Below are 26,016 nucleotides of genomic sequence, written 5' to 3' on the forward strand. Positions count from 1 at the left end.
GCCTGGACGTTACCGCGTCAAGTTACGGGCGGGTAGTCTCACAGCTCACGCTAGCAGCCACCCTCAGTAGGATTTGCCCATGAGGGTCCATGTCGTCAGCGATGTCCATGGCAGGGTCGACGCGCTGGCCAGGGCGGGCGACGGGGCGGACGCGCTGGTCTGCCTGGGCGACCTGATCCTTTTCGTCGACTACGACGACCACGCGCAGGGGATCTTCCCCACCCTGTTCGGCGCCGAGCGGGCCGCCGAGTTCATCGCGCTGCGCACGGCCAAGCGGTTCGACGAGGCCAGGGCCATGTCCGCGCGCCTGTGGGCGACGCTGGACGGCGACCCGCGCGAGCACATCGAACGCCACGTCCGCTCCCAGTACGAGACCCTCTTCGCCGCCATGCCCACCCCGGCCTATCTCACCTACGGCAACGTCGACCTGCCGCGCCTGTGGGGCGACTACCTCAGGCCCGGCCTCCAGGTGCTCGACGGGCAGGTGGCGGAGATCGGCGGCCTGCGGTTCGGGTTCGTGGGCGGCGGGCTGCAGACCCCCTACCGCACGCCGTACGAGATCAGCGACGAGGAGTACGCGGCCAAGGTCGAGGCGGTCGGGGAGGTGGACGTCCTGTGCTGCCACATCCCGCCGGCCGTGCCCGAGCTCCTCTACGACGTGGTGGCCAGGCGGTTCGAGCGCGGCAGCGAGGCCACCCTGGCGGCCATCGAGCGGACCCAGCCGCGCTACGCGCTCTTCGGCCACGTGCACAACCCGCTCTACGCGCGCACGCGCATCGGGCGCACCGAATGCGTGAACGTGGGCCACTTCAGAGGAAGGGGCGTGCCTTTCGTCCTCGAATGGTGACCCGGCCTGCGGTGGGCCGCGCCGGGCGATCCACCGCAACGAGGGGATTCTGCATTACGGTGGTCGCATGGCTGATCGCACCACTTCGAGCACCACCATCAGCGCAGGCCGGCCCGAGGTCATGGCGGTCATCGCCGACTTCCCCTCGTACCCCGACTGGGCCGGGCAGGTCAAGAGCGCCGAGGTCCTCACCACCGACGGACAGGGCAGGCCGGAGACGGTGCGCTTCGTCCTCGACGCCGGGATGATCAGTGACACCTACACCCTCGGCTACACCTGGCAGGACGACCACGTGAGCTGGCAGGTGGTCGAGCCGGGCAAGATGGTCTCCGAGCTGCGGGGGAGTTACCTGCTCGCCGACACGGGCAGGGGCACGGACGTGACGTACGAGCTCACCGTCGATCTGAGCGTGCCCATGATCGGCATGATCAGGCGCAAGGCCGAGAAGGTGATCGTGGACACCGCGCTCAAGGGCCTCAAGAAGCGCGTCGAAGGCAGCTGAGTTGAGCCCGAGGGTCCTGCTCTTCACCGGAAAGGGCGGCGTCGGCAAGACCACGGCCGCCGCCGCGACGGCCACGCTCGCCGCCAGGCGCGGGCTCAAGACGCTGATCGTCTCGACCGACACCGCCCACTCGCTGGCCGACGCGCTCGACGTCGAGCCCGGCGAGATCGCGCCGGGCCTGCACCTCCACCAGGTGGACACGCAGAAGTCGCTGGAGCGCCACTGGGGCGAGCTGCAGCAGTACGCCAGGGGCGTGCTGAGCGAGCTGGGCCTCGACGAGATCACCTCCGAGGAGATCACCGTGCTGCCCGGCGCCGAGGAGGTCATCGCCCTCCTGGAGCTGCGCGAGCACGCCCGCGAGGGCCGCTGGGACGTGATCGTCGTCGACTGTGCGCCCACCGCCGAGACGCTGCGGCTGCTGGCCCTGCCCGAGGCGCTCGACTGGCACGTCAGCAAGCTCATGCCCGTCGGCCGCAGGCTCGTCAGGCTCGTCTCGCCGTTCGTGCGCAGCGTCGCCCACGTCAGCGCGCCCGGCGAGGAGGTCATGAGCGCGGGCGAGCGCCTGCACCGCGGCCTCATGGAGGTGCGCGAGCTGCTCACCGGCGACCACGCCTCCGTGCGGCTCGTGCTCACGCCGGAGTCCGTGGTGCTCGCCGAGGCCAGGCGCACCCTCACCTCGCTCAACCTGTACGGCTACCGCGTCGACGCCGTCATCGCCAACCGCGTCTTCCCCTCCGACGGCGCCGACGAGTGGCGCGCCCAGTGGGCGGCGGCGCAGTCCAGGCTGCTGGCCGAGGCGGAGCAGTCGTTCGCGCCGCTGCCCATCCACGTCATCCCCTACCTGCCCGCCGAGCCCGTCGGCAAGGACGCGCTGGCCGAGGTCGGCGAGGCGATGTACGCCGAGTCCGACCCGTTCGCCGCCCACGCCGTCGATCCGCCGCTGCGGATGGACGCCGACGAGCTGGTCCTGGCCCTGCCCGGCGCCGACCGCGGCGACGTCGACCTGGCCCGCAAGGGCGACGAGCTGATCGTGACAGCCGGGCCCTACCGCAGGATCCTGGCCCTGCCCGCGGCCCTGGCCCGCAGGAAGATCACCGGGGCCGCGCTCCGCGACGGCGTGCTGCGGGTAGGTTTCAGCCCGGGGAGCGAATCCGCGTCCTGATGAGTTGAGGAGGATGAGCGACCCATACGTAGGGAGGGCGAGATGACCGAGAGCAACACCGGCAACGACAGAGACCCGATCGGGACCGTCGCCGACGAGGCACGCAAGCTGTTCGAGTCGATCCAGGGGCGGGCCACCCGCCAGGTCGGCAAGAGCGTGTTCAACTCGTTCACCGGCGGGGGTGCCCGCAGGGAGCGCGACGTGTGGGAAGAGGCGGTGTCCGAGCCCCACGACGAGTACATCTGCCGGGCCTGCCCGTGGTGCAGGGCCATCGCGGCCCAGCGCGAGTCGGGCGCCGACGTGACGGGGCACCTGATGGCCGCGGGCGGGGAGCTGTTCGCCGCGTTCCGCGGCGCGCTTGACTCGCTGAGCAGGCCCGCCCCCCGCGGGCCGCGCGAGGACACGCCGGACCGCCGCGCCACCCGGCCGGAGGGTGGCGGCAACGTGGAACACATAGATCTGGGATAGGGAGAAAAGGGGCCAATGCTCACGATCGGTGTCGATATCGGCGGGACCAAGGTGGCCGCCGGTGTGGTCGACGACAAGGGCGTGATCGTCGAACACACACTCAGGCCCACCGCCGCCGACCGCCCCGACCTGGTGGCCGAGACGGTGGCCGATGTCGTTCGCGAGCTGAGCGCGGGCAGGCAGATCGAGGCCGTCGGGGTCGGCGCGGCGGGGTTCGTCGACGAGACCCGCTCGATTGTGCGCTTCGCCCCCAACCTCGCCTGGCGCGAGGAGCCGCTGCAGAAGAAGATCAGCGGCCTCGTCGGCCTGCCGGTCGTGGTCGAGAACGACGCCAACGCCATGGCGTGGGGCGAGAGCAGGTTCGGCGCCGGGCGCGGTCAGTCCTTCGTGGTCTGCATCACGCTCGGCACCGGCATCGGCGGCGGCTTGGTCGTCGACGGAGCCCTCTACCGCGGCCGCTGGGGCATGGGCGCCGAGTTCGGCCACATGCAGGTGCTCCCGGGCGGGCGCCAGTGCGGCTGCGGCAACGTCGGCTGCTGGGAGCAGTACGCCAGCGGCCAGGCCCTCGTCAAGGACGCCAGGGAGATCGCCGAGGCCCACCCGGAGCAGGCGAAGATCCTCCTCGGCCTGGCCGGCGGCAAGATCGAGGGCGAGGAGATCACCGAGGCGGCCCGGCTGGGCGACGAGGCCTCGCTGTCGGCGTTCGCCAGCCTGGCCGAGTGGCTGGGCCAGGGCATGGCCGACCTGGCCTCCGTCCTCGACCCCGGCTGCTTCATCGTGGGCGGCGGCGTCTCGCGGGCCGCCGACCTGTTCATCGACCGGGCCCGCCAGGCCTTCGCCGAGAAGCTCACCGGCCGCGGGCACCGGCCGCTCGCCGAGATCCGGCTGGCCGAGCTGGGCGCCTCCGCGGGGGTGGTGGGCGCGGCCGACCTGGCCAGGCAGCGCTGACGATCAGGGTCGGCACGTACAACGTACGCGGGCTGCGCGACAGCGTGCCCGCGTTGACCAGGGTCATCGCCGCCATGCGCGCCGACGTGCTGTGCCTGCAGGAGGCGCCCAAGGTCGTCCGCTGGCGGGCCAGGCGCGAGGCCCTGGCCGCCGCGGCGGGCCTGCGCGTGGCCACCCCCGGCCGGGTCGGCGGCGTGGCCGTGCTCGCCGGGCCGCGCGTCGCCGTGCTGCACGCCGAGAGCCGCGCGCTGCGGGCCTTCGTGGGGCTGGAACGGCGCGCGCTCGCGCTCGCCGTGGTGGAGATCGAGGAGGTCCGCCTGGCCGTCGGCTCGCTCCATCTCGACCTCAACGGCCCGGCCAGGGTGCACCACGCCGCCGAGGCCATGGCACTGATGGAGCGCGCGGCCACCCGGTTCGGCGCGACGATCGTGCTCGGCGGCGACATCAACGAGCAGGCGCACCAGCCCGCCTGGCGCTACCTGGCCGGACGGCTGGCCGACTGCCACGCCGTGGCGCCCAAGGGCGACGGCCTGACGTTCACCGCGGCGCGGCCCTCCGTGCGCATCGACGGCGTGTTCGCGGCGCGCGAGGCGCGTGTCGTGTCGTGCGGGGGAGTGGACGCCCCGATCGCCGATCTGGCCGGGGCCAGTGACCATCTGCCTGTTGTCGCAGAGTTGCGAGTTGGGCACTAACGGGCAAGACCGGCCCCCCAGCCCGTAGCATTTGCTCATGACCCGTCGCCATCAGCGGCGTGCGCTCTCCTTCATCTTGGCGACGTCCGTGGCCTTGACGCAGGTCACGCCCGCCGCGCATGCCGAACCCCGCCGCCCCGCCACCATGGAGGCGTGGCAGCAGTCGACAAGCGCGCGCCTGCAGGCCGACGGTTCACTGTCCGACGTGCTGGCCGTCTCCTCCAACGACGTGTGGGCGGTCGGCCAGCAGGAGATCTGGGACGTCTGGAAGAACCGCGGCACCGTCCGCCACTGGAACGGCAGCGGCTGGTCCGAGGTCTCCATCCGCGACGCCACCGCCGCCGGCAATCTGCGCGGGCTGGCCGTCGCCGGGCCGTCCGACGTGTGGGCGGTCGGCGACGGGCACGACGGGCTGCCGTACCTGGCCCACGGCGACGTCAGCGGGTTCGACCGGATCAGGCCGCAGGGCATCCCCGGCGACGACGGCCGCCCCACCCCGCTCTTGCGGGCGGGAGACTGGCTGGGCGGCGTGGACGCCAAGCCGGGACGGGTGGTGGCGGTCGGCAGCCGCGACCAGCAGGGCCTCATCCTCACCGGCCAGGGCAACTCCTGGACCGTGCAGCAGACCACGGAGAAGGGCGCGCTCTACGCGGTGGCCGGCGGGTTCGCCGTCGGCGACACCGGCTCCGAGCCGCTGATCATGCACTACTCGGGCGGCTCGTGGGAGTCCATGCCGGTGCCCTCGATCCCCGGCGGCTACCTGCGTGACCTGCAGGTCGACAGCGCCAAGCGGGCGGTGGCCGTCGGCGGCGTCTACCGCGGGCCCGGCGAGGTCTCGCCGCTCGTGCTCACCTGGAACGGCAAGCGCTGGAGCGAGCAGCCGACGCCCGTCTCCGACGCCCGCCTCTACGGCGTGACCGGTGACGGCAAGGGCCGCTACTGGATCACCGGCTACGACCGGGCGCGGGCCGCCGAGCCGTTCATGCTGCGCTGCGAGAAGGGCGAGTGCGCGACCATCCGCGGCGGGGCCATGCGGGGCCGCAGCAGCGTACGCCTCCAGGCGGTGGCCTACCTGCCCGGCAAGGGCACGGTGTGGGCGGTCGGGCACGCGGTCGACACCCGCGACCGCTACACCGACGTGGTCGAGTCGTTCGCGCCCAAGACCACCACCGCGAAGTCCTAGCGGCGGGGCCCCTACAGCACGGCGCCGTCGTCCCAGCCGGAGTCGTTGGGCGGGCCGTCGCCCATGCGCACCACCAGCGCCACGAACCCGCCGATGAACGCCGCCACGGCCGTGAACAGCGCCCAGCCCTCCATGTGCCAGCTCGCCATCGCGGCCACCAGGAGATAGGCGGGGCCGCCGAACAGCGCCACCCACGCCAGCTTGGTGGGCAGGTCGAGCTTGGGCAGCGGGGGCGGCGGGGGCGGCTCGAAGTGGCCCTCGTCCGCCTCCTCCTCGTCGTCCGCCGGGTCCTTGTACGACTCCTCGTCGAGCTCGGGCTCCTCCGAGGGTTTCACCACTCGGCGGGTGGGCTCGGCGGGGACGTTCTCGCTGTCCGGCCATGGCTGGTCGGCCGAGTCGCGCTCGGCGCTGTCGTTGAAGGACGCGACGATCTGCCGCCAGACCTCGTCCTCGTCACTCTGGGGCGTCACCTAGATGGGCCTCTCCACAGCGATCGCGACTTCCCCCTGGGTGCGATCAGTCCCTCTGCAAGGGTACCGAGGCATGTGTCCGGATGAAGTCGAGGCTCCCGGCAAAGATCCTGTCGGCATCGTTGTCAAGCGTCGCAACATGGTAGCTATCGCTTAGCTCCTCGATCGTGGCCTGTGGGACCTTCGCACGGATGATCGCCACACTCGTCGGCTTGACCACATGGTCCTCCGTGCTGTGGAAGACCAGCAGTGGTTGCGTCACTTTAGCCAGGTCGGCCTGCACCAGCGACCACAGCGAGGGCAGCGACGCCGCCGCCTTCACCGGGGTGCGGTCGTAGGCCAGCTCGGTCACGCCGGGTTTCTTGACGTCGTTGGCGACGCCGGGCACCGACGGCACGAACCACTTGAGCAGCGGAGCGAGCTTGAGCAGCGGCACGTCGTTCGTGATCGAGGGGTTGACCGCGATCACGCCGGCGATCGCCGGGCCGTGCACCTCGGCGAGCCGCAGCGCCAGGCAGCCGCCCAGCGACAGCCCCGCCACGAACACGTCCGGGCAGCGCCCCTGGAGGTCCGCGAACGCCTTCTCGACCTCGGCGTACCAGTCCTCCCAGCGCGTCCTGTTCATCTCCTGCCACGTGGTGCCGTGCCCAGGCTGGCGGGGCAGCGAGACGCTCACCCCGTGCCCGGCCAGGAACTCCCCCCAGGGCCGCAGCGACTGTGGCGAGCCGGTGAACCCATGGCAGAGCAGCACACCGACCTGGCCTGCTCGATGGTGGTAGGGCTCCGCGCCTGGCATGAGCGGCATAACAGCTCCTCCATGCAGTTTCATTCCGGGAAGATTCCTCCGGGAACGGCCCGATCGTCGCACGTTCCGGGGTGTTTGTGCGAGAGCTGGTGTAGGAGCATCGTGTTCAAGGTGGGAAGATGACTCTGCTCACACGTAACGCGCTGGAGAAGAGGTGCCGGAGTGTTCTACTGGGTGGTCAAGGCCATCTTGGGTCCGTTCCTCCTCGCCATCTTCAGGCCGTGGACGGAGGGCTCGGAAAACGTGCCCAAACAGGGGCCCGCGATCCTGGCCGGCAACCACCTGTCGTTCGCCGACCACTTCTTCGGCCCGCTGCAGATCCGCCGCAAGGTCATCTCGCTCGGCAAGGCCGACTACTTCACCGGGCGCGGCGTCAAGGGCTTCTTCACCCGGCTGTTCTTCAGCGGCGTCGGCACCGTGCCGATCGACCGCTCCGGCGGCAAGGCGAGCGAGGCGGCGCTCCGCACCGGCCTGCGCATCCTGCGTGAGGGCCACATCCTCGGCATCTACCCCGAGGGCACCCGTTCGCCCGACGGCCGCCTCTACAAGGGCAAGACCGGCGTGGCCAGGCTCGCCCTGGAGTCACGGGCGCCGGTCATCCCGTGGGCCGTGATCAACACGTACGAGATGATGCCGCCGGGGCGGCCGCTGCCCAAGTTCGGGATCCGGCCGGGCGTCAAGTTCGGCAAGCCGCTCGACTTCTCCCGCTACTACGGGATGGAGGACGACCGGCTGGTGCTGCGCGCCGTGACCGACGAGATCATGTACGCCCTGATGGAGCTGTCCGGGCAGGAATACGTCGACAAGTACGCCGCGAGCGCCAAGGTCGAGCTGGAGCGCGCCGCGCGCGCCGCCGCCAAGGGGTGAGCTCACCCGGAGGCGCGTAAGACCGTCTCGGTCTTCTGCATGGCCGTGGTCATGGTGTACAGCTCCTCGCGGCTGATCCGGTCGATCAGGTACGCGCGCACGACCTCCAGGTGACCTGGCGCCACCCTTTCCAGGCAGCGCACGCCCGCGTCGGTGAGCACCGCCAGCACCCCGCGCTCGTCGCCGGGGCAGGTGGCGCGCTCCACCAGGCCCGCCTTCTCGAGCTGGGTGATCTGGTACGTCAGCGCGCTTTTCGACACCACGACGCCCTTGGCCAGCTCGGTCATGCGCATCTGATGGCCCGGCGTGTCCGACAGCCGCGTCAGAATTTCGTACTGCGGATGCGTCAGCCCGGCCGCGGCCTTGAGCTGCTCCTCGATCCGCCGTTCGAGCAGGTGGGCGGTGGACAGGAAGGCGCGCCACGCCGCCATCTCCGTCGCGTCAAGCCATCGGGGGTCCGTCACCGGTTCAGTCTACTGTCGTTCAGATTTGAACAATCAATGCTAGGGTCGTTGTTCAAATCTGAACCACTCTTATAAGGAGATCGCATGATCGGCCAGGCGCGCCCCGTCGTCCTGCTGCTCGCGAGGATCGCCATCGGCGTGATCTTCCTCGTTCACGGCTACCAGAAGTTCGCGACCATGGGGATCGCGGGCACGACCAAGTTCTTCGAGTCCGCGGGCATCCCGCTGGCCTCCGTGGCCGCTCCCGCCGTCGCCGTGCTGGAGGTGGCCGGCGGGCTCGCGCTGATCCTGGGCGCCGCGCTGCCGATCGCCGGCACGTTGCTGGCCCTCGACATGGTGGGCGCCATCGTGTTCGTGCACGGCGCGAGCGGGTTCAGCGCCGGCGAGGGCGGCTACGAGTTCGTCCTGGCGCTGGCCGCGGCCAGCCTGGCCGTCGGCTTCACGGGCGGGGGCGCGCTGGCCCTGGACAACGTCCTGGCCCGCCGCCGCCCCGAGTCGGCGCTCGCCTGACGGCTTCACCTCCGGGATCCGGGACCCCGCGCCCGCGCGGGGTCCCGTCGCGTCTCAGGAGAGGGCGTCTCAGGGTCTCAGGGTCTCAGGAGAGGTGGGCGCGGATCTGCGCGATGTGCTCAGGCGTCGTACGGCAGCACCCGCCGATCAGCGACGCGCCCGCCAGCTGCCACTCCTTGGCCGCCTGCCCGAACTCCACCGGGTCGGCCAGCCCCAGCCACCGGCGGTGCCCGGCGTCCCACGTCTCGCCCGAATTGGGGTAGACCACCACGGGCAGCCCGCCCGCCAGGCACGAGATCAGCCCGGGGATGTGGCGCGGCGCGGTGCAGTTGGCCCCGACGGCCACCACCTGCGGGTTTCCGCCGAACAGCGCGGCCGCCTCGGTGATCGGCGTGCCGTCGTTGAGCCGCTCGCCGTCACGGCACGAGAAGCTCACCCACGCCTTCACCTCGGGCGTGCGGGCCAGCAGCCTGGCCAGCACCCGGGCCTCGGGATAGGACGGGATCGTCTCGCAGGCCAGCAGGTCGGCCCCGGCCGAGGCGAGGATCTCCCAGCGCGGCAGGTGCCAGTCGAACAGGCCGTCCTCGTCGAGGTCGTAGTCGCCGGTGTATTCGGCGCCGTTGGCCAGGAAGGCGCCGTACGGGCCGACCGAGGCCGCCACCAGCCCGTGCCCGGCCTCGTCGCGTGCCTGCGCAGCCAGCTCGACCGACAGCCTGATCAGCCGCTCGGCCGCCGCCACGTCCAGGCCGCGCCGGACGAATCCGGCGATCGTGGCCTGGTAGCTGGCGGTCGTGGCCACGTCGGCGCCCGCGGCGAAGTAGTCGGCGTGGGCGCGCCGGATCACCTCGGGCCGCTCCAGCAGCAGCCGCGCCGACCAGAGCTCGTCGCCGAGGTCGGCGCCGAGCCGTTCGAGCTGGGTGGACAGGCCGCCGTCCAGGACAAGTGCAGTCACTCCACCAGGGTACGAGCACGTGGGCGGGCCCGTGGCCGCCTACCGGTGGCGTGAGCCCGCGCCCACCACCGGTGGGCGGCCGGGGAAGGCGCTGATCACGTGGTCGAGCAGGGCGGGCGTGTCCTCGGGGGACTCCACCGTGAAGTCCGCCACGCGGGCCAGCTCGTCGCCCGTCTCGGTGTTCGCCACCGCGACCCGGACGCCCATGAAGGCCGGGTCCCGCTCCTCCCTGCCGCGCAACGCGTCGAAGGCCCGGCCGTCGGACAGGTCGTCGCCGAAGTACCAGGCGCGGGTCAGCGTCTCGATCTCGCGGGCGACGACGGTGCCCTTGTCGCGTTCGACGGGCGGCCTGAGCTCGACGACCATGCGCCCGTACTGCTCCCGCAGCCCCAGCTCGGCCGCCTTGCGGGACGACCACCGCTCGACCGCGCCGCGCAGCGCCGGGGCCGAGCGGTAGTGCAGCGCCACGATCAGCGCCTTGTCCTCGATCAGGATCTCGCGCGGCAGGTCGCGGGCGGCCTCCTCGGCCACCCGCCGCATCACCGGGGCCCACGGCTCGGCCTCGGCGTCCGTGCGCACGCGGCCGTTCTCGACGGTCTGCATGCCGTACAGGCCGAACAGGCGCAGCTGGGGAGCGTCTGAGAAGCGGTCCCGCAGGTACGCGGCCGGACGGGAGGACACGATCGCGACCTTGCTCACGAGCCTGGCCAGCACCTGCAGCCGTTCCAGCGCACCGGCCACGGGGAACACCGCGCCAGGGTCGCGCATGATCGGGGCGATGGTGCCGTCGTAGTCGAAGAAGAAGCCGGATCCGGCGCTCTCCGAGACGGTGGCGGACACTGCTTCGGCGAAGCGGAGCGGGGCGCGAGAGGTCGCCATGCTCAGTGACGATAGAACAGCGCGACCGGGTCGGACAGACGCCTTCCCGTGAATTTCCCGGCCCTTGCCCGCCACCCACCGTTCATGATCACGACGCCTGGTCCGGGGCCGGGAGGGCCGCCAGGCGGGACAGCGCGCGCGGATCCAGCACGACCACCTCGCCGGCCCGGATCTCGATCATCCCCCGCCGCTCGAACCCGCGCAGGGCCCGGTTGACGCTCACCCTGGTCGCGCCGATCTCGGCCCCCAGGCCCGCCTGGCCCGCGTGGAGCGGCACCCGGCCGGTGGCGCAGCGCCGTACCAGCCAGGTGGCCACGCGGGAGGGGACGTCGCGCACCACCGCGCCGATGAGTGGACCCCGATCCTGTGACCCCGTTCTCCCGGGGGCCCGGCCGGGCCCCCGGGAGAAGGTCTACGAGCGCTTCCAGAACGGTCCGCGGCGAGGGCCGCCGGACCCGCCGGAGCCGCCCACGAGGGTGGTGAGGACCTCCACCGCCCGGTCGTGCAGGGCCTGGGCGTCGGCGCCCGGTTGCTCGGCGGCCTCCAGCTCGCGGGCCAGCGTCTCCAGCTCCGCGTTGCCCCCGAGGTACGCCGCCAGCGCCGCCAGCCGCGAGCCCAGGTCCGCCAGGTAGAGCAGGTCGGCCATGGGCAGCGCCTTCAGCCGGTCGAGCTCGGCCACCAGCTGCGGCCGGACCGAGTCCAGCGGGTGACCGGGACGCGGCGCGGACTTTGGCGCCCTGCCACCACGGGGCCCGCCCGGTGCGAAGGGGGCCGGCCTCGGAGGCCCGGCGAACCCTCCTCCGCCCCCCGCCGGCCCACCGGTCAGGAAGTCCGGTGACGCGTCGGCGGAACCGAGACCGGGGTCCGGCATCCGCATCCGCGGGGCGGCCGGCGGGGCGGCCATCACCGCCGCCTGCGCCATGAAGCCCATCGTCGGCGGGTTCTGCGGCAGCTCCCACCCGCTCGGCGGCTCGACCGGCTGGATGACGCGGTGCTCCGGCCCTCCGTCGGCGACCTGCCTGGTGTCGACCGCCACGTACGCGGTGAAGCGGCACAGCACGCCGTACTCCAGCGACGTCCGCACGATCCGCGGCTCCAGGTCGTGCTCGCCCATGGCGTAGCGGTCCTCCAGCTCCCGCAGGTGCGCGCGGGCCCACACAGCCTGGATGGCCGGATTGTCCACCGCCACTCCCGTGACCTGCTCCTCCCACGGCCCTCCGGCCGCCAGGCCGCGCACGGTCAGCGAGGAGCCCTCGCGGTGGCGCCCGTACACGCGCAGCGGCACGCCCGGGAAGATCGACCCGAGATGCGTCACGGTGTCCGGCTCGAGCTCGAGCCCCTTGAGGGAGAGGTCGGTCACCAGAGGAGCGCCGATCCTGCGGTGGATCTGCTCCATGGCCGCGTCCAGCCGGTCCTCCGACTCGACCAGCTCGCACCGGCCCGCGCCGAGCCCGGCCAGGCGGCCGAGGAAGCCGGCGTTCACGGCGCGGTCGATGCCGACCGTGTGCACGCGCATCGCCGACAGGGCGCCGCCCGCCTGCTCCAGGATCTGGTCCTCGTTGCCCACCTGGCCGTCGGTGACCAGGACCACGACCCGTTCGCGCTCGTCGCGGCCGCCCAGCAGGGCGACGGCCCGGCGCAGCGGCTCCAGCAGCTCGGTGCCGCCGCGGGCGTCCACCCGCGCGAGGTGCTCGACGGCGCGGTAGCGGTTGCGGTCGGAGGCCTCCACCAGGCCCTCGAACGCCTCCTCCACCACCGAGTCGAACGTCAGCACCGCGAACCTGTCCTGGGCCGTCAGCGTGTCGACGATGCGGGCGGCGGCCCTCCTCGCGGCGACCATCTTCCAGCCGCCCATGCTGCCGGAACGGTCGAGCACCAGCACCAGGTCGCGCGGCGGGCGCGTGGACTGGAGCGGCGGCGGCACGACCGTGAGCGCGAAGGTCCCCCCTTGATCGGACCGGCTGTCAAGCTGCAGGGACGTGGACGCGTCGAACGACAGCCGCAGGATGAAGTCGCGGTCGAGGCGCTCGCCGGGGCGCAGGCGTACCGTGTGGCCCTCCTCCTCCACCACGTGCAGGCTGGAGGCCAGCTCGCGCAGCTCCAGCCCGGCCGCGTCCACGGTCGCGCTCAGCGACAGGCGGACCGGGTCGGGGAAGCCGGGCAGCAGGACCGGCGGGCTGATCCTGGACGCGTCCGGCACCGCGTCGGTGTCGGGCGCGACGCCGTCGCCCGCGGACGGGCCGTCGACGGGGTTGCCCGGGATGTAGCGCGGGGCCACGACCAGCGGGAAGCGGAACGTGGCCGCCCCGTCCTCGTACGGCAGGGGCTGGCTCATGGTCAGCCGGACCGAGACGCGCTCGCCGGGCAGGATGTTGCCCACCCGGATCGTGAACACGTCGGGCCGGTCCTCCTCGGCGATCGCCGCCCGCCTGCCCTCGCGCAACGCCTGGTCGTAGTCGGCCCTCGCCTGGGCGCGCTCCTTCAGCACACCCTCGATCACCCGGTCGTCGGCCTCCATCCGGAACCCGGTGACGGCCGCCCGGTCGGGCAGCGGGAAGACGTACGTGGCCTCCAGGGTGACGTCGAACGGATTCCTGAACCCCTGCGTCACCTCGACCCCGGCGATGAGGCCGGAGATGCCGGCGTTCACGTCAACGCTCTCGAGCGGCAGGTTGCCGCGCTCGGTCCGCAGCGCGCCGAACCCGGCGTCCGGCACCGGCAGGCACCGTGCGGGCTCCAGCGAAGTGATCTTCATATGAGCTCCCTTTCTTCGAGCACCGCGAGCAACGGCCCCGCTGCCGCCAGCACCGCCTGAACGTCCTCCTCGGACGGGACCCGGCCGGCGTCCAGCACCAGCCGCACCCCATCCCCCAACCTGACCCCCACGACAACCGCCCCACCCGGGCCTCCCAGCCCGGTCGGCTGGTGGGCCACCTTCGGAGCCCGCACGCTGCCCTTCCCCGGCCGCTCGGCCCAGAACCGCTCCCGCACCGGCACCTCGTCACCCCGGGCCCGTGCATCGCCACCGGCCCCCGTCGCTCCGCGCTCGGCCGCGCCACTGCCCGGGCGGGCGCCGGCTGCCGGGTGCGCGCCGTCGGGTGCCTCGCCCGGGCCAGGGCCCACCCGGTCGCGCACGGCACCGGTCATGGGGGGAGTGCCCGCACCCGCGGCGGTTTCCAGCATGCGGTCCGTGGCGCCCGCCAGGGCCGCCTGGATCTGGGCGATCGAGTGCCCGGCGGCCTGCAGCCGTTTCACGGCCACGAGTTGCAGCAGGTGCCGCCGCCCGTACTGGGCGATGCGGCCACGCCTGGTCAGCGGCGGGTCCACCAGCCCGATCGTCGTATACCACCTGATCAGCCGCTCGCCGGGCACATCGCGGACCCGGCCGTTGCCGGAGGATGCGCCGTCCGAGCTCGCGCGCAGCGCCAGCGCCGCGCGCTCGGCCAGCTCGCCGATGGTCCAACCGATGGGCTCGGTGGAGGCGGAGGTGTCGCTCATACCTCCACAATGACACTGTCATTGTTACACTGTCAACGTTGCGGAAGAATGGCCGCCGCCATGTCGTTCTAAAGAGGGAAGACTCCTATCGATGGGGAGGAACAGGACATGGCCATGATCACCGGCCCACTCTCGGGAGAGGCCAAGGACACCGTCGCGCGGGCCCTGCAGGGCGCCCTGGTCGATCTCATCGACCTCTCGCTGGTCGCCAAGCAGTCGCACTGGAACCTCATCGGCCCTCACTTCCGCCCGATCCACCTCCAGCTCGACGAGCTCACCGACCTCGCCAGGTCCCACATGGACACCATCGCCGAACGCGCCGTCGCCGTCGGGATCAACCCGGACGGACGTTCCACCACGGTCGCCAGGTCCACGAAGCTCCAGCAGCCGGAGTCCGGCTGGATCGAGGACGGCAAGGTCGTGGCGACGATCACCGACCTGCTGGACGGTGTCAGCAAGCGGATGCACGAGCGCGTACGGGCCACCGACGAGCCCGACCCGGTCACCCAGGATCTGCTCATCGCGGTGGCGCAGGACATCGACAAGCAGCACTGGATGTTCCAGGCCCAGGCCTGACCTGCCAGAAAGCCCGGGAGCCCGCACGGGACCCCGGGCTTTGGCATGCCCGCCGACATGCCCGCCGGTGGGCCCGCCGACATGCTTGCCGGCGGGGCCGCCACCCCTGGCCGGCGGCCCGCCGACGCGAGTTGGCCGGATGATCGCGCAGTGGGAGTTCGGGGTTTGCGCAGAGTTTGATGTCGCGAGTCCCTGCCATTCATGTCGGTGCGGTCGACTAGCGTGGCACCTAGAGGGAGGCCCCACGATGTCCCACAAGACTCTCCTCCGCACGGGCCCGCTCTTGCGGGGCGGCATCAGCCCGTACGGACCGCTCGGCCTGCCGGGCGCCGACGGCCTCGCGCTGCCCTCAGGCTTCACCGGCAGGGTGGTGGCCCGCTCGGGCCACAAGGTCGCCGGGCTGACCTGGCACGCGGCCCCCGACGGCGGCGCCTGCTTCCCCGACGGCGCCGGCTGGATCTACGTGTCCAACTCCGAGCTGCCCCTGCTCGGCGGCGCGTCGGCGCTGCGCTTCCGCGCCGACGGCACCGTCGGCGACGCCTACCGCATCCTGTCGGGCACCGACCTCAACTGCGCGGGCGGCGCCACGCCGTGGCACACCTGGCTGTCGTGCGAGCTGGGCCACCGCGGCCGCGTCTTCGAGTGCGACCCGTACGGCGCCCGCGCCGCCCGCCCCCGCCTGGCCATGGGCCGCTTCAAGCACGAGGCCGCCGCCTGCGACCCCGAGCGGCGCGTCGTCTACATGACCGAGGACGAGCCCGACGGCTGCTTCTACCGGTTCCGGCCGAGCGACTGGGGCGACCTGACGGAGGGCACGCTGGAGGTGCTGTGCTCCTCGGGTCACTGGCAGGTGGTGCCCTCGCCGGCGGCGCTGCGCACGGAGGCCCGCCACCAGGTCGAGGGCGCCCGCCACTTCGACGGCGGCGACGGCTGCCACTACGCGGGCGGGGTGTGCTATTTCACGACCAAGGGCGACACGGGCCTGTGGGCCTACGACGCGCAGACCTCCGCGCTCGAGCGGCTGTGCGAGGGCGTGCGCGCCATCACCGCCGCCCCCTCCGGCGACCTGTACGTGGCCAGGGAGACGACGGAGATCGACGTCATCGCCCCCGACCGCGCGGTCACGCCGTTCCTCAGGCTGGAGGGGCACGCCGGGGCGGAGCTGACCGGGCTGGCGTTCTCGCCGGAGGGCGATCGGCTCTACTTCTCGGCCCGGCGCGGCCGCACCGAGGGTCACACTTTCGAGGTGTCGGGCCCCTTCCGCGGCTGAGCGCGCGGCCCGCGCTCAGCTCAGATGGCGGATCAGGTCGAGCTTCGGTCCGCGCTCAGCCCAGATAGCGCACCAGGGCCAGCTTCAGCTCCGCCACCAGCTCCGCGCCGCGCTCCGGCGTCGCGGTGGTGACCAGCGGCATCACCGCCTTCACCATGGCCACCGCCATCGTCCCCATGAGCGCGGCGCGCTCCTCCGCCAGGCCGGGGGAGCGGCGGCGGAGCATGGCCGCGACCTGCCGGGCGATGTCGTCGTGCAGCCGCCGCGAGGCCGAGGCCAGCTGGTCGCCCGTCGCCGACCCGTACAGGAGCGACCAGTACGCCGGTGACGCGCCCTTGAACCTGACGCTCTCGTCCACGACCTGCCCCACCAGCGCCTCCAGCGGCACCTCCGGGGTGACGGCGGCCAGCCGGGCGGCCCAGAACTCCTGCCGGTCGTCGGTGTAGCGGGCCACGAGCCCGTCGAGGATCTCCTCCTTGTTGCGGAAGAACTGGTAGAGCGACCCGGGCGACATCCCCGCCCGCGTGGCGACGTGGTTCGTCGTCATGTCCGGGTATCCGACCTCGGCGATCACCGACTCGGCGGCGTCGAGGATCTCCGCCATGCGCTTCAGGCCGCGCGCCTGCCGGCGGACCGTGCGTTCAGGCATGGGTCTCCTCGTTGACAAATGCGAGCATTCACTTGTATTTCTGGTTGGGAGAGCAAACACGAGTAGTTTACCGAGTTTTGAGGCGGGGGCACCTTACATGGCGCTGAACACGCGGCCACGGCCGGTCCACGCGAAGACGGCCGGGCCGCCGCTGCGCAGGCTGGGCTTCCTTGTCGTCCGGCGCCGCCGGGCCGTGCTCGCCCTGGCCCTGGTCGTGCTCGCCGTCGCCGCGGCGCTGGCGGCCGGGGCGGTGCCGCGGTTGTCGCTGGCCAGGTTCGAGGCGCCGGGGTCGGAGTCGGACCGGGCGCAGGCCGAACTGGTACGGCGGTTCGGGACCGGCAGTCCCGACATGATCTTCCTGGTGACCGCGAAGGCCGGCACCGTGGACGACCCCGCGGTCGAGGCCGAGGGCAGGGCGCTGACCGCGCGGATCGGCGGGCGGGAGGGGGTCGCCGAGTCCGCCTCGTACTGGACCCGCGGCAGGCCCGCCACCATGCGCAGTCAGGACGGCAGGCACGCGCTGATCGTGGTGCGCATCCCCGGGGACGCCGACCACGTGCGCGGGCGGGTGCTGCCCGGGCTCGTGCCCGAGGTCACCGAGGGCACCGGCCTGCTCCAGGTGCGGGCCGGGGGAGGGGAGGAGGTCTTCAGGGAGGCCGTGCCGCTGTCCAGGCAGGACTTCGTACGGGCCGAGCTGGTCATCTTCCCGCTGGCGTTCGCGCTGCTCTGGCTCTACCAGCGGCGCGCCATGGCGGCCCTGGCGCCGATCCTGGCCGGGGTGTTCGCGATGGTGATCGGGCTGGCGCTGCTGCGGGTGCCCCTGGCCTTCACCGGGATCTCCACGTTCGCCCTGAACCTGACCCTCGCGATGGGGCTCGGGCTCGGGATCGACTACTGCCTGTTCGTCATCCAGCGCTTCCGCGAGGAGACGCGGCGCGGCGCTGACCGGGCGAGCGCGGTGGCCGGGGCCGTGGAGCACGCGGGGCGGACGGTGCTGTTCAGCGGGCTCACCGTGGCCTCGTCCCTGGCCGTGCTGTTCGCGCTGCCGTTCGACTTCCTGAGATCCTTCGCGTACGCGGGCATCGCCGTCGTCGCCGGCGGCCTCTTCGCGGCGGTGATCGTGCTGCCCGCCGTGCTGGCCTCGATCGGGGCCGGCGTGCTCCCCAAGCGGGTCGGGCCGGAGCGGGACGCGGGGTTCTGGCACGCGCTGGCCGTCCGGGTGATGCGGCGGCCGCTGGTCTTCGGCGGGCTGGCCACGGCGGTGCTGCTGCTGCTCGCCTCGCCGTTCCTGGGGCTGCGGTTCGGCGTGGCCGACGACCGCATCCTGCCCCTGGAGGCGTCGTCCCGGCAGACGCAGGAGATCATCCGGCAGTCTTTCCCGGCGGAGGAGACCGACGCCATCCAGATAGTCGCCAAAAATCAGACGTCAGGCGATATTTCGCAGTATGCGGTGGCGTTGTCCCGGCTCCCCGGGGTCGCCCAGGTCGACTCCGCCGCCGGCTCGTTCGCGGACGGCGACCGGGTGGGCGACGGCGACCCCGAGAGGTTCCGGCGCGGGTCGGTCCGGGACGCTTGGCTGTCCGTGGTCCCGTCCGCCGAGGCGCTGGCCGACGACCCGGTGCGGCTGGTCCAGTCCGTACGCGCCGTCGAGCCGCCCTTCGAGGTCCTGGTCGGCGGCTACCCGGCCGAGCTGGCCGACTACCGCGCCTCCATCGTCGACCGGCTCCCCCTGGTGCTGGCCCTCATGCTCGGCGTCACGTTCCTGGTTCTCTTCGGGATGACCAGGAGCCTGATCATCCCGCTCAAGGCGTCCCTGCTGAACCTCCTCAGCATGGGCGTCATGTTCGGCGCCATCGTCTGGGTCTTCCAGGACGGCAACCTCGCCGGCCTCCTCGGCTTCACCCCGACGGGCACGCTCGACCCCAGCATCCCGATCCTGATGCTCTGCGTCGCGTACGGCCTGTCGATGGACTACGAGGTCTTCCTGCTCTCCCGCATCAAGGAGGAGTACGACCGGACCGGCGACACCGAGGAGGCCGTGGCCACCGGCCTGCAGCGGGGCGCGCCGCTGATCACGGCCGCCGGCGGGATCCTGGCGCTCACGTTCGCCGCTTACGCCACGGCGCAGGTGATGTTCGTGCAGATGCTGGGCGTCGGCATGGCGGTGGCCGTGCTGGTCGACGCGACCGTGATCAGGGCGGTGCTGGTGCCGAGCCTGATGCGCCTGGCGGGCCCGCTCAACTGGTGGCCTAGAGGTCGCGTGACCACATCTGCTCGGTGACCTCGACCCCGTTCTCCACGCCCCTCTCCTCCGAGTCCAGCGCGAACCCGGTCCCCTCGTAGATCCGCCGCGCGCTCACCAGGCTGTCGCGGGTCCACAGCGTGATCCGCTTGTACCCCTCGGCCCGCGCGTGCCGCAGGCACTCCTCCACGAGCCGCCGCCCGAGCCCCAGCCCTCTGGCGGACGGCTCCACCAGCAGCATCCGCAGCTTGGCCGTCGTCTCGTCCTGCCGCACGCAGAACACGCAGCCGGCCCGCTCCCCGCCCACCTCGGCGATCCACCCGGCGTCCCGGGAGAAGTCCAGATCGCCGACGATCCTGGCGACGAGCTGCTCGAACTCCGTGCCCCAGCCGTACTCGCGGCTGTAGAGGTCGCCGTGCCGGTAGACGACCCAGCCCAGGTCGCCGGTGCGCGGGGGCCTGATCACGTACGGCTGCCCGGCGCCCCCGTCGCCCAGCAACCCCCTGATCGTGGCCATGCCGGCCACCAGTCGCCCCTGGCTCTCGTCCGGCAGCCCGGACAGCAGCCGCTCGATCTCCTCGGCCGAGCGCCTGTCGAGGTCCGCGAACGTCTGCGTGCCCGCGGAGGTGAGCCGTACGAGCTGCTTGCGGGCGTCCGACGAGGAGCGCTCGCGCGAGATCAGCCCGTCGGTCTCGAAGCGCGCCAGGATTCGGCTGAGGTAGCCCGCGTCCAGGTCGAGCAGGGAGCGCAGCGCCCCGGTCTCCATCGGCGTGGCGTGCGCCAGCTCGAACAGCACCCTCACCTCGGTCAGCGAGTACGGCGAGTCGAGCATGCCCGCCTGCAGCACGCCGATCACTTTCGTATAGAACCGGTTGAAGGTCCTGACCTCAGAGACCCTTGCCTCTGTCAACGAACTCATTGCTACAGTCAACCATGAGAGGATCCCTGTTGTGAAGCGCGTCTACATAGGCGGATACGGCCCCGGCATCGTCACGGTCGGCGGCGGGCTCACCAGAGTGGCCTCGCCGTCGTTCCTGGCCGCCCATCCCACCCTGCCGGTGCTGTACGCGGCGGGCGAGCTCGAACGGGGCTGGCTCACCGCGTTCCAGGTGGGCGAGACCCTCGACGTGCTGGACGAGCGGCCGAGCGAAGGCTCCCTGCCCTGCCACGTCGCCGTGGACCCGACCGGCAGCGTGCTCGCGGCGGCCAACTACGGCGACGGCGTCGCCGTCGTCTACCGCCTCGACGATCGCGGCGCGTTCGAGGGCGAGCCGATCGTGCTGCGCCACCAGGGCTCGGGCCCGGACCCGGAGCGCCAGGAGGGCCCGCACGCCCACGAGGCCGTCTTCCACGACGGGATCCTGCACGTCTCCGACCTCGGCACCGACGAGATCCGCCGCTACCGCTACGACGGCACCGCGCTGGAGCCGATCAAGCTCGAGCCCGGCACGGGCCCGCGCCACTTCGCCTTCTCCGGATCGCGCCTCTACGTGGCGGGCGAGCTGACCGGCACCGTCACCCTCGTCGAGGACGGGCGCCACACGGTCGTCCCCGCCTCGCGCGCGCAGGGCAAGAACGCCCCGTCCCACCTCCAGCTCGCCGGTGACCTCGTGTACGTCGCCAACCGCGGGCCCGACACCGTCACGGTGCTGCGCGCCGCCGACCTGTCGCACGTGGCGGAGGTGCCGGCGGGCGGCGACTGGCCCAGGCACTTCGCCATCGACGGGACCACCATGTACGTGGCCGGCCAGCACTCGGACGCCGTCACCGTCTTCCGGCTCGAGGACGGCGTGCCCGAGCCCGCGGAGGAGGCGTACGAGGTCGAAAGCCCGGCCTGTGTGCTGATCATGTAAGGAGTTCGCCAAGTCACGGCTCATCGGGTCGTTCGGTCATGACCATGGACGGGTGCGAAAGATCCTCGTCATGCTGTCGTCGCTGGTCGTCGTCGCCGGGTGCGGCGGCTCGCCCCCGGCTCCCGCCCCGGACCGGGTCCAGCGCCCGGACCCGGCCGGGACGCCTCCGTCCGTCGCGGAGGTGCAGGAGTCGTGGCGCATCACGCGGCTCGGCGCGGAGCACGAGATCGAGGGCTACGCCGACCGGGTGAGCGTCCTGCCGGGCGAGCGCTTCGGGCTGCGGGTCTCGACGACCGCTCCGCGCTTCTCGGTACGCGCCTTCCGCATGGGCGCGAACCCGGTCAAGGTGTGGGAGTCGCCCGCCGTCCAGGGTGTACGGCAGGCGCCGATGCGGCTCGTGGGCGGCACGGTGAGCGCGGCCCACTGGCGGCCCTCGCTCACCGTGGACACCGCGGGCTGGCCCGAGGGCGCGTACCTGATCAGGCTCGACGCCTCGACCGGCGCCCAGCGGTACGTCTCGATCACCGTGCGCTCGGCCTCCACCGCCGGCCGGGTGGTGATGGTGAACGCGGTCACGACCTGGCAGGCGTACAACCGGTGGGGCGGCCACAGCCTCTACACGGGCCCGCGCGGGTACGCCGACCGCTCCCGCGCCGTGACCTTCGACCGGCCGTACGACGACGACGGGGCCCGGCTCTTCCTGGACTTCGAGAAGGAGGCGCTGGCCGTGGCCGAGCAGAGCCACGTGCCGCTGGCGTACCTGACGAACCTGGACCTCAAGCCCGGCGTGCTCGACGGCGCCCGCGCGGTGGTGTCGCTGGGGCACGACGAGTACTGGTCGCCCGGCATGCGCACGGTCGTCACCACGGCCAGGGACGCCGGCACGAACCTGGCCTTCCTCGGCGCGAACGCCGTCTACTGGCGGATCGCGATGCACGACCGGACGCTCGCCTGCGACAAGGAGCGGCTCTGCCCGCTTTGGCGGGACTCCAAGCCGGAGAGCGCGCTGGTGGGGCAGATGTACGACTGCTTCCCGGCGGAAGGCGCCTACCGGGTGACGCGGCCGCACCACTGGATCTTCGCCGGGACCAAGGGGAGGCGCTTCCCGGGGATGGTCGGCGTCGAGTCCGACAAGGTGTCGCGCGGGTCGCCGGGGAACGTCCAGGTGCTGGCGGAGTCGCCGTACTCCTGCGGCGGCGGGCGGGCGACCCACTCCGACAGCACCTACTACGTGGCGCCGAGCGGGGCGGGGGTGTTCGCGTCGGGGACGATGCGCTGGGTGTGCGCGATGCGCGGAGAGAGGTGCGGCCACGGCGTCTCCGACCGCGCCGCGGCCTTCACCCGCCGCGCGACCACCAACCTCCTGACCCGCTTCGCCCAGGGCCCGGCCGGCGCCCCCTGACGCGCCCCTCCCGGGACACCAGGGCTCGATCAGGCCATGGTGTCCCGCAGGATCTCGCCGAGCGTCCGGACGATCTCGCGCTCGGCGGGCTCCTTGGTCACGCCCAGCTCGGCCAGCGCCCGGGACACCGGCTCGTCGTCCAGCGACAGCACGCCCAGCAGCAGGTGCTCGGTCCCGACGAAGGGGTGGCCCAGCCGCAGCGCCTCGCGCAACGTCAGCTCCAGCGCCTTCTTGCTCTGCGCCGCGAACGGCACGGCCTCGATCGTGGGCTCCCCGCCCGGCCCGAGCGCCGTCCTGGCGGCCTCCCCGACCGCCTCCGGCGAGGCCCCGAGCGTCACCATGGCCTTGGCCGCCAGCCCGTCCGGCTCGCTCAGCAGCCCCAGCACCAGGTGCCCCACCTCGATGTGGCCGTGCCCCGCGTCCTGGGCCTCCTTCTGCGCCCGCATGACGACCCGGCGGGCCCGATCGGTGTAGCGGGCGTAGGCCCGCAGCTCGCCGGCCAGGGAGCCGCCGTCCTTGGGCACGAACCGCTTCTGCACGGCCTGCTTGCTGACCCCCATGCTGCGCCCGATGTCGGTCCAGGACGCCCCGGACCGCCTGGCCTGGTCCACGAAGTGCCCGATCAGATGGTCGGCCACCTCGCCGATGTGCTCACCCAGCGACACGGCGTCGGCCAGCTCTTCCAGCGGGTCGCCGTCCGGGTGGCGGCCCTTGATCGCGTTGATGAGGTCGTCGAGACGAACGATGCTCTCCATGCGTCAACCATAGGTTGACGATCCACTCCCGTCAACCTTGGGTTGACGCTCGGAACGTGCCGGCATGAGGCGTGGTGGGACGCACCCGATGAGGCCATCCTGAACCTGTGATGGACGGTGACGGCACCGCGGCGGAGACACCCGCCCGGCGCTGCTGGCCGATCGGCAGGCGACCACCAACCACAACGCGTACGAGGAACTGCGGTCCTACGGCGTGGACGTCGTCGAGGAACGCGTCGTCGACGCCGGCGACCGCATCACCGCCGGAGCGCTGAGCGCCGGGCTGGACCTGGGCCTGTGGATCACCGAACGCGAGCTGGGCACCGCGACCGCCGACCGCGTCGCCGCCTCCATCGGGTACGCGCGGACGGCCCGCGTCTTCCACGCACGAGGGCGGTGACGAACCGCGGGCGCGTCCTATCGACGGGAGGCCAGCTCGACGGCGGCCCGCCAGCGTTCGTAGGCGGCGTCGTCCCGCGGGCCGGGCTCGAAGCGGCGTTCGAGCTGCCACGTATGGCGCAGCTCGGCCCGCGAGGCCCACACGCCCGCTCCCAGCCCGGCCAGGAAGGCGGCGCCGAGGGCCGTGGTCTCCTGGATCGCCGGGCGCTCCACCGCCGCCCCGAGCTGGTCGGCCTGGAGCTGCATGAGCAGGTCGTTCGAGGCGGCCCCGCCGTCGGCCTTGAGCACCGGTACGGCGCCCCCGGTCATCACCTCCACCACGTCCCGCACCTCGAACGCGATCGCCTCCAGCGTGGCCCTGACGAGGTGCGCGCGCGTCGTGCCCCGTGTGATGCCGGTGATCAGCCCGCGCGCGCCGGGGTCCCAGTGCGGCGCCCCGAGCCCCGTCAGGGCCGGTACGAACACCACGCCCCCGCTGTCGGGCACCGTGCGCGCCACGGCCTCGGACTCCGGCGCCGTGCCGATCAGCCCCAGCCCGTCGCGCAGCCACTGCACGGCGGCCCCGGTCACGAAGATCGACCCCTCCAGCGCGAACGTGCGCTCGCCCGACGGCGTCTGCCAGGCCACCGTGGTCAGCAGCCCCTTGTCGGAACGGACGATCTCCCCGCCGAGGTTGGCCAGCACGAACGAACCCGTGCCGTAGGTGCACTTGACGTCCCCCACGTCGAAGCACGTCTGCCCGAACAGCGCCGCCTGCTGGTCGCCGGCCACCCCGCTGATCGGCAGCTCCAGCCCGAGGAAGGCGGACGGCTCCGTGAGTCCCAGCGGCCCGTAGTTGGGCACGATGTCGGGCAGGGCCTCCATGGGCACCCCGAACAGCTCGCACAGCTCCGGCTCCCAGTCGCCGGAGGCGAGGCCGTACAGGAGGGTGCGTGAGGCGTTGGACGGGTCGGTCACGTGCCGCGCGCCCGCCGTGAGCCTGGCGATGAGGTAGGAGTCCACCGTGCCGATGGCGATGTTCCCGGACCGGACGCCCGCCCACGTGGTCTCGTCGTGCTCGGCGAGCCAGGTCAGCTTCGTCGCGGTGAAGTACGGGTCGAGCCGCAGCCCGGTCAGCTCCGACACGCGCGGCTCGTGGCCCGCCTCGCGCAGCCGATCGCAGATCCCGGCCGTACGCCGGTCCTGCCACACGATGGCCCGGCACGGCGCGGCCAGCGTGTGCCGGTCCCAGAGCACGGCGGTCTCGCGCTGGGTGGTGATCCCGACGCAGGACGGGGAGCCGGTGGCCCCGCTCAGCGCGGTGCCGCACGCGGAGAGCGTGGCTTGCCAGATTTCTTCGGGATTGTGCTCCACCCATCCGGGGGAAGGAAAGTGCTGTGCGAACTCCTCGTAGCCCTTGGACTCGATTTGTCCGTTTTCAGTGACTACGAGAGCGGTCACGCCTGTCGTCCCGGCGTCAATGGCCAACACACTCACGAAATACCCCCGCAATCTGGGCAGACTGGCGTTTGGTCTAGACCACTGCCCGCGACGACGGGCAGAATGCGAGTCTGACATCAAGGTGACCCCCATCGGGAGGAACCCGCCATGCGTATTGGAGTGCTGACCGGGGGCGGCGACTGCCCCGGCCTCAACGCCGTGATCAGGGCCGTGGTGCGTAAGGGGGTGAGCGTCTACGGTCACGAGTTCGTCGGATTCCGTGACGGCTGGCGCGGCCCGCTTGAAGGCGACACGATGCCGCTCGACATCCAGGCCGTGCGGGGCATCCTGCCGCGCGGCGGAACGATACTGGGTTCTTCCCGCACGAACCCCATCAAAATTGAGGGCGGGGTCGACCGGATCAAGGAGAACCTCGCCACCACCGGCGTCGACGCCTTGATCGCCATCGGCGGCGAAGACACGCTGGGCGTCGCCAAGCAGCTGTACGACCGCCACGTCAACGTGGTGGGCGTGCCCAAGACCATCGACAACGACCTGTCGGGCACCGACTACACCTTCGGCTTCGACACCGCGGTCAACATCGCGACCGAGGCCATCGACCGCCTCCACACCACCGCCGAGTCCCACCACCGGGCGCTCATCTGCGAGGTCATGGGCCGCCACGCGGGCTGGATCGCGCTGCACGCCGGCATGGCGGGCGGCGCGAACGTCATCCTCATCCCCGAGCGGCCGTTCGACATCGACCGGGTCTGCGAATACGTCGAGTCCCGTTTCCGCACCCGCTATTCGCCGATCATCGTGGTCGCCGAGGGCGCCCACCCGATCGAGGGCCAGATGGAGCTGCAGACGGGCGAGCTCGACGCGTTCGGGCACGTACGGCTGGGCGGCATCGGCGAGATGCTGGCCAAGGAGATCGAGAAGCGCACCGGCAAGGAGGCCCGCACCACGGTGCTCGGCCACATCCAGCGCGGCGGCACCCCGACGGCCTACGACCGGGTGCTGGCCACCAGGTTCGGGCTGCAGGCCATCGACGCCGCCCACGAGGGCGACTACGGCAAGATGGTCGCCCTGCGCGGCACCGAGATCGTCCGCGTCGGGCTCGACGAGGCCACGGCCGAGCTGAAGACCGTGCCGGCCTCGCGCTACTCCGAGGCGGAGGTGTTCTTCGGCTGAGTGAAAGCCG

Annotated in this window: 28 protein-coding genes; 16 read left to right on the forward strand and 12 right to left on the reverse strand. The window is 72.1% G+C overall.

Annotation, left to right across the window (positions count from 1 at the left end; translation table 11 throughout):
- Positions 1 to 79 precede the first annotated feature (79 nt).
- The 7 genes from ACWDRB_RS04170 (at position 80) to ACWDRB_RS04200 (ending at position 5,802) form a co-directional block, all read left to right on the forward strand.
- On the forward strand, positions 80 to 847 hold the full coding sequence (locus ACWDRB_RS04170; protein ID WP_350728974.1) for a metallophosphoesterase family protein: 768 nt from the start codon (positions 80 to 82) through the stop codon (positions 845 to 847).
- Positions 848 to 914: 67 nt separating this feature from the next.
- Positions 915 to 1,349, forward strand: a complete 435-nt coding sequence (locus ACWDRB_RS04175; protein WP_350728975.1) for an SRPBCC family protein — start codon at positions 915 to 917, stop codon at positions 1,347 to 1,349.
- A 1-nt stretch (position 1,350) separates the two neighbouring features.
- Positions 1,351 to 2,511 (forward strand): ArsA family ATPase, encoded by a 1,161-nt coding sequence (locus ACWDRB_RS04180; protein WP_350728977.1) that lies wholly within the window; start codon positions 1,351 to 1,353, stop codon positions 2,509 to 2,511.
- Positions 2,512 to 2,553: 42 nt separating this feature from the next.
- Positions 2,554 to 2,979, forward strand: coding sequence for a DUF5304 family protein (locus ACWDRB_RS04185; protein ID WP_397365956.1), 426 nt, complete (start codon positions 2,554 to 2,556; stop codon positions 2,977 to 2,979).
- A 15-nt stretch (positions 2,980 to 2,994) separates the two neighbouring features.
- On the forward strand, positions 2,995 to 3,927 hold the full coding sequence (locus tag ACWDRB_RS04190; protein WP_449891805.1) for an ROK family glucokinase: 933 nt from the start codon (positions 2,995 to 2,997) through the stop codon (positions 3,925 to 3,927).
- A 44-nt stretch (positions 3,928 to 3,971) separates the two neighbouring features.
- Positions 3,972 to 4,619, forward strand: coding sequence for an endonuclease/exonuclease/phosphatase family protein (locus tag ACWDRB_RS04195; RefSeq protein WP_449891806.1), 648 nt, complete (start codon positions 3,972 to 3,974; stop codon positions 4,617 to 4,619).
- Positions 4,620 to 4,656: 37 nt separating this feature from the next.
- Entirely contained in the window at positions 4,657 to 5,802 is a 1,146-nt protein-coding gene (locus ACWDRB_RS04200) for a hypothetical protein (protein WP_449891807.1), read from the forward strand.
- Positions 5,803 to 5,813: 11 nt separating this feature from the next.
- On the opposite strand, the gene ACWDRB_RS04205 is transcribed toward ACWDRB_RS04200, so the two are convergent.
- Positions 5,814 to 6,272: a hypothetical protein gene (locus ACWDRB_RS04205; protein ID WP_449891808.1), complete on the reverse strand. Its 459-nt coding sequence runs from the start codon at positions 6,270 to 6,272 to the stop codon at positions 5,814 to 5,816.
- Positions 6,273 to 6,318: 46 nt separating this feature from the next.
- Positions 6,319 to 7,077, reverse strand: a complete 759-nt coding sequence (locus tag ACWDRB_RS04210; RefSeq protein ID WP_350728987.1) for an alpha/beta hydrolase — start codon at positions 7,075 to 7,077, stop codon at positions 6,319 to 6,321.
- A gap of 162 nt (positions 7,078 to 7,239) precedes the next feature.
- Between ACWDRB_RS04210 and ACWDRB_RS04215 the strand changes: the two genes are divergently transcribed.
- Positions 7,240 to 7,944, forward strand: a complete 705-nt coding sequence (locus ACWDRB_RS04215) for a lysophospholipid acyltransferase family protein (RefSeq protein WP_449891809.1) — start codon at positions 7,240 to 7,242, stop codon at positions 7,942 to 7,944.
- 2 nt (positions 7,945 to 7,946) lie between these two features.
- On the opposite strand, the gene ACWDRB_RS04220 is transcribed toward ACWDRB_RS04215, so the two are convergent.
- Positions 7,947 to 8,408: a MarR family winged helix-turn-helix transcriptional regulator gene (locus ACWDRB_RS04220; RefSeq protein WP_449891810.1), complete on the reverse strand. Its 462-nt coding sequence runs from the start codon at positions 8,406 to 8,408 to the stop codon at positions 7,947 to 7,949.
- An 84-nt stretch (positions 8,409 to 8,492) separates the two neighbouring features.
- Between ACWDRB_RS04220 and ACWDRB_RS04225 the strand changes: the two genes are divergently transcribed.
- A complete protein-coding gene (locus tag ACWDRB_RS04225) occupies positions 8,493 to 8,918 on the forward strand; it encodes a DoxX family protein (RefSeq protein ID WP_350728991.1) in 426 nt (141 codons plus the stop codon).
- 85 nt (positions 8,919 to 9,003) lie between these two features.
- Here the strand turns inward: ACWDRB_RS04225 and mmuM are convergent, their stop codons facing one another.
- The 5 genes from mmuM to ACWDRB_RS04250 all read right to left on the reverse strand — a co-directional run bounded on the left by mmuM (position 9,004) and on the right by ACWDRB_RS04250 (position 14,247).
- A complete protein-coding gene (gene mmuM, locus ACWDRB_RS04230) occupies positions 9,004 to 9,870 on the reverse strand; it encodes a homocysteine S-methyltransferase (RefSeq protein WP_350728992.1) in 867 nt (288 codons plus the stop codon).
- A 39-nt stretch (positions 9,871 to 9,909) separates the two neighbouring features.
- On the reverse strand, positions 9,910 to 10,749 hold the full coding sequence (otsB, locus tag ACWDRB_RS04235) for a trehalose-phosphatase (protein ID WP_449891811.1): 840 nt from the start codon (positions 10,747 to 10,749) through the stop codon (positions 9,910 to 9,912).
- 88 nt (positions 10,750 to 10,837) lie between these two features.
- The gene (locus tag ACWDRB_RS04240; RefSeq protein ID WP_449891812.1) at positions 10,838 to 11,086 is read right to left on the reverse strand and encodes a Crp/Fnr family transcriptional regulator; all 249 of its coding nucleotides are present in this window, start codon (positions 11,084 to 11,086) and stop codon (positions 10,838 to 10,840) included.
- Positions 11,087 to 11,161: 75 nt separating this feature from the next.
- Entirely contained in the window at positions 11,162 to 13,504 is a 2,343-nt protein-coding gene (locus tag ACWDRB_RS04245; RefSeq protein ID WP_449891813.1) for a VIT domain-containing protein, read from the reverse strand.
- Positions 13,501 to 14,247, reverse strand: a complete 747-nt coding sequence (locus tag ACWDRB_RS04250; protein WP_449891814.1) for a helix-turn-helix domain-containing protein — start codon at positions 14,245 to 14,247, stop codon at positions 13,501 to 13,503. The genes ACWDRB_RS04245 and ACWDRB_RS04250 overlap by 4 nt, the downstream gene beginning before the upstream one ends.
- A gap of 108 nt (positions 14,248 to 14,355) precedes the next feature.
- On the opposite strand from ACWDRB_RS04250, the gene ACWDRB_RS04255 reads away from it, so the two are divergent.
- A complete protein-coding gene (locus tag ACWDRB_RS04255) occupies positions 14,356 to 14,823 on the forward strand; it encodes a Dps family protein (protein ID WP_350728998.1) in 468 nt (155 codons plus the stop codon).
- Between the two features lie 247 nt (positions 14,824 to 15,070).
- Positions 15,071 to 16,093, forward strand: a complete 1,023-nt coding sequence (locus tag ACWDRB_RS04260) for an alkaline phosphatase PhoX (protein WP_397365965.1) — start codon at positions 15,071 to 15,073, stop codon at positions 16,091 to 16,093.
- Between the two features lie 55 nt (positions 16,094 to 16,148).
- Here the strand turns inward: ACWDRB_RS04260 and ACWDRB_RS04265 are convergent, their stop codons facing one another.
- The gene (locus tag ACWDRB_RS04265; RefSeq protein WP_355191597.1) at positions 16,149 to 16,742 is read right to left on the reverse strand and encodes a TetR/AcrR family transcriptional regulator; all 594 of its coding nucleotides are present in this window, start codon (positions 16,740 to 16,742) and stop codon (positions 16,149 to 16,151) included.
- Between the two features lie 97 nt (positions 16,743 to 16,839).
- On the opposite strand from ACWDRB_RS04265, the gene ACWDRB_RS04270 reads away from it, so the two are divergent.
- Complete coding sequence (locus ACWDRB_RS04270) at positions 16,840 to 19,023, forward strand: MMPL family transporter (RefSeq protein ID WP_449891815.1); 2,184 nt, start codon at positions 16,840 to 16,842, stop codon at positions 19,021 to 19,023.
- On the opposite strand, the gene ACWDRB_RS04275 is transcribed toward ACWDRB_RS04270, so the two are convergent.
- A complete protein-coding gene (locus ACWDRB_RS04275; RefSeq protein WP_449891816.1) occupies positions 18,992 to 19,840 on the reverse strand; it encodes a bifunctional helix-turn-helix transcriptional regulator/GNAT family N-acetyltransferase in 849 nt (282 codons plus the stop codon). The two genes, ACWDRB_RS04270 and ACWDRB_RS04275, sit on opposite strands and share 32 nt — an antisense overlap.
- 94 nt (positions 19,841 to 19,934) lie before the next feature.
- On the opposite strand from ACWDRB_RS04275, the gene ACWDRB_RS04280 reads away from it, so the two are divergent.
- A complete protein-coding gene (locus ACWDRB_RS04280) occupies positions 19,935 to 20,837 on the forward strand; it encodes a lactonase family protein (RefSeq protein WP_449891817.1) in 903 nt (300 codons plus the stop codon).
- Between the two features lie 52 nt (positions 20,838 to 20,889).
- Positions 20,890 to 22,239 (forward strand): N,N-dimethylformamidase beta subunit family domain-containing protein, encoded by a 1,350-nt coding sequence (locus tag ACWDRB_RS04285; protein ID WP_449891818.1) that lies wholly within the window; start codon positions 20,890 to 20,892, stop codon positions 22,237 to 22,239.
- A 29-nt stretch (positions 22,240 to 22,268) separates the two neighbouring features.
- On the opposite strand, the gene ACWDRB_RS04290 is transcribed toward ACWDRB_RS04285, so the two are convergent.
- Positions 22,269 to 22,994, reverse strand: a complete 726-nt coding sequence (locus ACWDRB_RS04290; RefSeq protein ID WP_449891819.1) for a Clp protease N-terminal domain-containing protein — start codon at positions 22,992 to 22,994, stop codon at positions 22,269 to 22,271.
- 214 nt (positions 22,995 to 23,208) lie between these two features.
- Between ACWDRB_RS04290 and ACWDRB_RS04295 the strand changes: the two genes are divergently transcribed.
- Entirely contained in the window at positions 23,209 to 23,394 is a 186-nt protein-coding gene (locus tag ACWDRB_RS04295; protein WP_449891820.1) for a hypothetical protein, read from the forward strand.
- A gap of 17 nt (positions 23,395 to 23,411) precedes the next feature.
- Here the strand turns inward: ACWDRB_RS04295 and ACWDRB_RS04300 are convergent, their stop codons facing one another.
- The gene (locus ACWDRB_RS04300; protein ID WP_449891821.1) at positions 23,412 to 24,869 is read right to left on the reverse strand and encodes an FGGY family carbohydrate kinase; all 1,458 of its coding nucleotides are present in this window, start codon (positions 24,867 to 24,869) and stop codon (positions 23,412 to 23,414) included.
- A gap of 111 nt (positions 24,870 to 24,980) precedes the next feature.
- Here ACWDRB_RS04300 and ACWDRB_RS04305 point away from each other — a divergent pair, with 111 nt between their 5' ends.
- A complete protein-coding gene (locus tag ACWDRB_RS04305) occupies positions 24,981 to 26,006 on the forward strand; it encodes a 6-phosphofructokinase (protein ID WP_363963555.1) in 1,026 nt (341 codons plus the stop codon).
- The last annotated feature ends 10 nt before the right edge of the window (positions 26,007 to 26,016 follow it).

This window comes from Nonomuraea sp. NPDC003707 (assembly GCF_053587055.1).

Bases quoted from the DNA above. Each gene is read 5' to 3' on its own strand.
- ACWDRB_RS04170 (WP_350728974.1), top strand. From the start codon at position 80: ATGAGGGTCCATGTCGTCAGCGATGTCCATGGCAGGGTCGACGCGCTG.
- ACWDRB_RS04175 (WP_350728975.1), top strand. From the start codon at position 915: ATGGCTGATCGCACCACTTCGAGCACCACCATCAGCGCAGGCCGGCCC.
- ACWDRB_RS04185 (WP_397365956.1), top strand. From the start codon at position 2,554: ATGACCGAGAGCAACACCGGCAACGACAGAGACCCGATCGGGACCGTC.
- ACWDRB_RS04190 (WP_449891805.1), top strand. From the start codon at position 2,995: ATGCTCACGATCGGTGTCGATATCGGCGGGACCAAGGTGGCCGCCGGT.
- ACWDRB_RS04200 (WP_449891807.1), top strand. From the start codon at position 4,657: ATGACCCGTCGCCATCAGCGGCGTGCGCTCTCCTTCATCTTGGCGACG.
- ACWDRB_RS04210 (WP_350728987.1), bottom strand. From the start codon at position 7,077: ATGCCGCTCATGCCAGGCGCGGAGCCCTACCACCATCGAGCAGGCCAG.
- ACWDRB_RS04225 (WP_350728991.1), top strand. From the start codon at position 8,493: ATGATCGGCCAGGCGCGCCCCGTCGTCCTGCTGCTCGCGAGGATCGCC.
- otsB (WP_449891811.1), bottom strand. From the start codon at position 10,749: ATGGCGACCTCTCGCGCCCCGCTCCGCTTCGCCGAAGCAGTGTCCGCC.
- ACWDRB_RS04245 (WP_449891813.1), bottom strand. From the start codon at position 13,504: ATGAAGATCACTTCGCTGGAGCCCGCACGGTGCCTGCCGGTGCCGGAC.
- ACWDRB_RS04250 (WP_449891814.1), bottom strand. From the start codon at position 14,247: ATGAGCGACACCTCCGCCTCCACCGAGCCCATCGGTTGGACCATCGGC.
- ACWDRB_RS04255 (WP_350728998.1), top strand. From the start codon at position 14,356: ATGGCCATGATCACCGGCCCACTCTCGGGAGAGGCCAAGGACACCGTC.
- ACWDRB_RS04260 (WP_397365965.1), top strand. From the start codon at position 15,071: ATGTCCCACAAGACTCTCCTCCGCACGGGCCCGCTCTTGCGGGGCGGC.
- ACWDRB_RS04265 (WP_355191597.1), bottom strand. From the start codon at position 16,742: ATGCCTGAACGCACGGTCCGCCGGCAGGCGCGCGGCCTGAAGCGCATG.
- ACWDRB_RS04270 (WP_449891815.1), top strand. From the start codon at position 16,840: ATGGCGCTGAACACGCGGCCACGGCCGGTCCACGCGAAGACGGCCGGG.
- ACWDRB_RS04290 (WP_449891819.1), bottom strand. From the start codon at position 22,994: ATGGAGAGCATCGTTCGTCTCGACGACCTCATCAACGCGATCAAGGGC.
- ACWDRB_RS04305 (WP_363963555.1), top strand. From the start codon at position 24,981: ATGCGTATTGGAGTGCTGACCGGGGGCGGCGACTGCCCCGGCCTCAAC.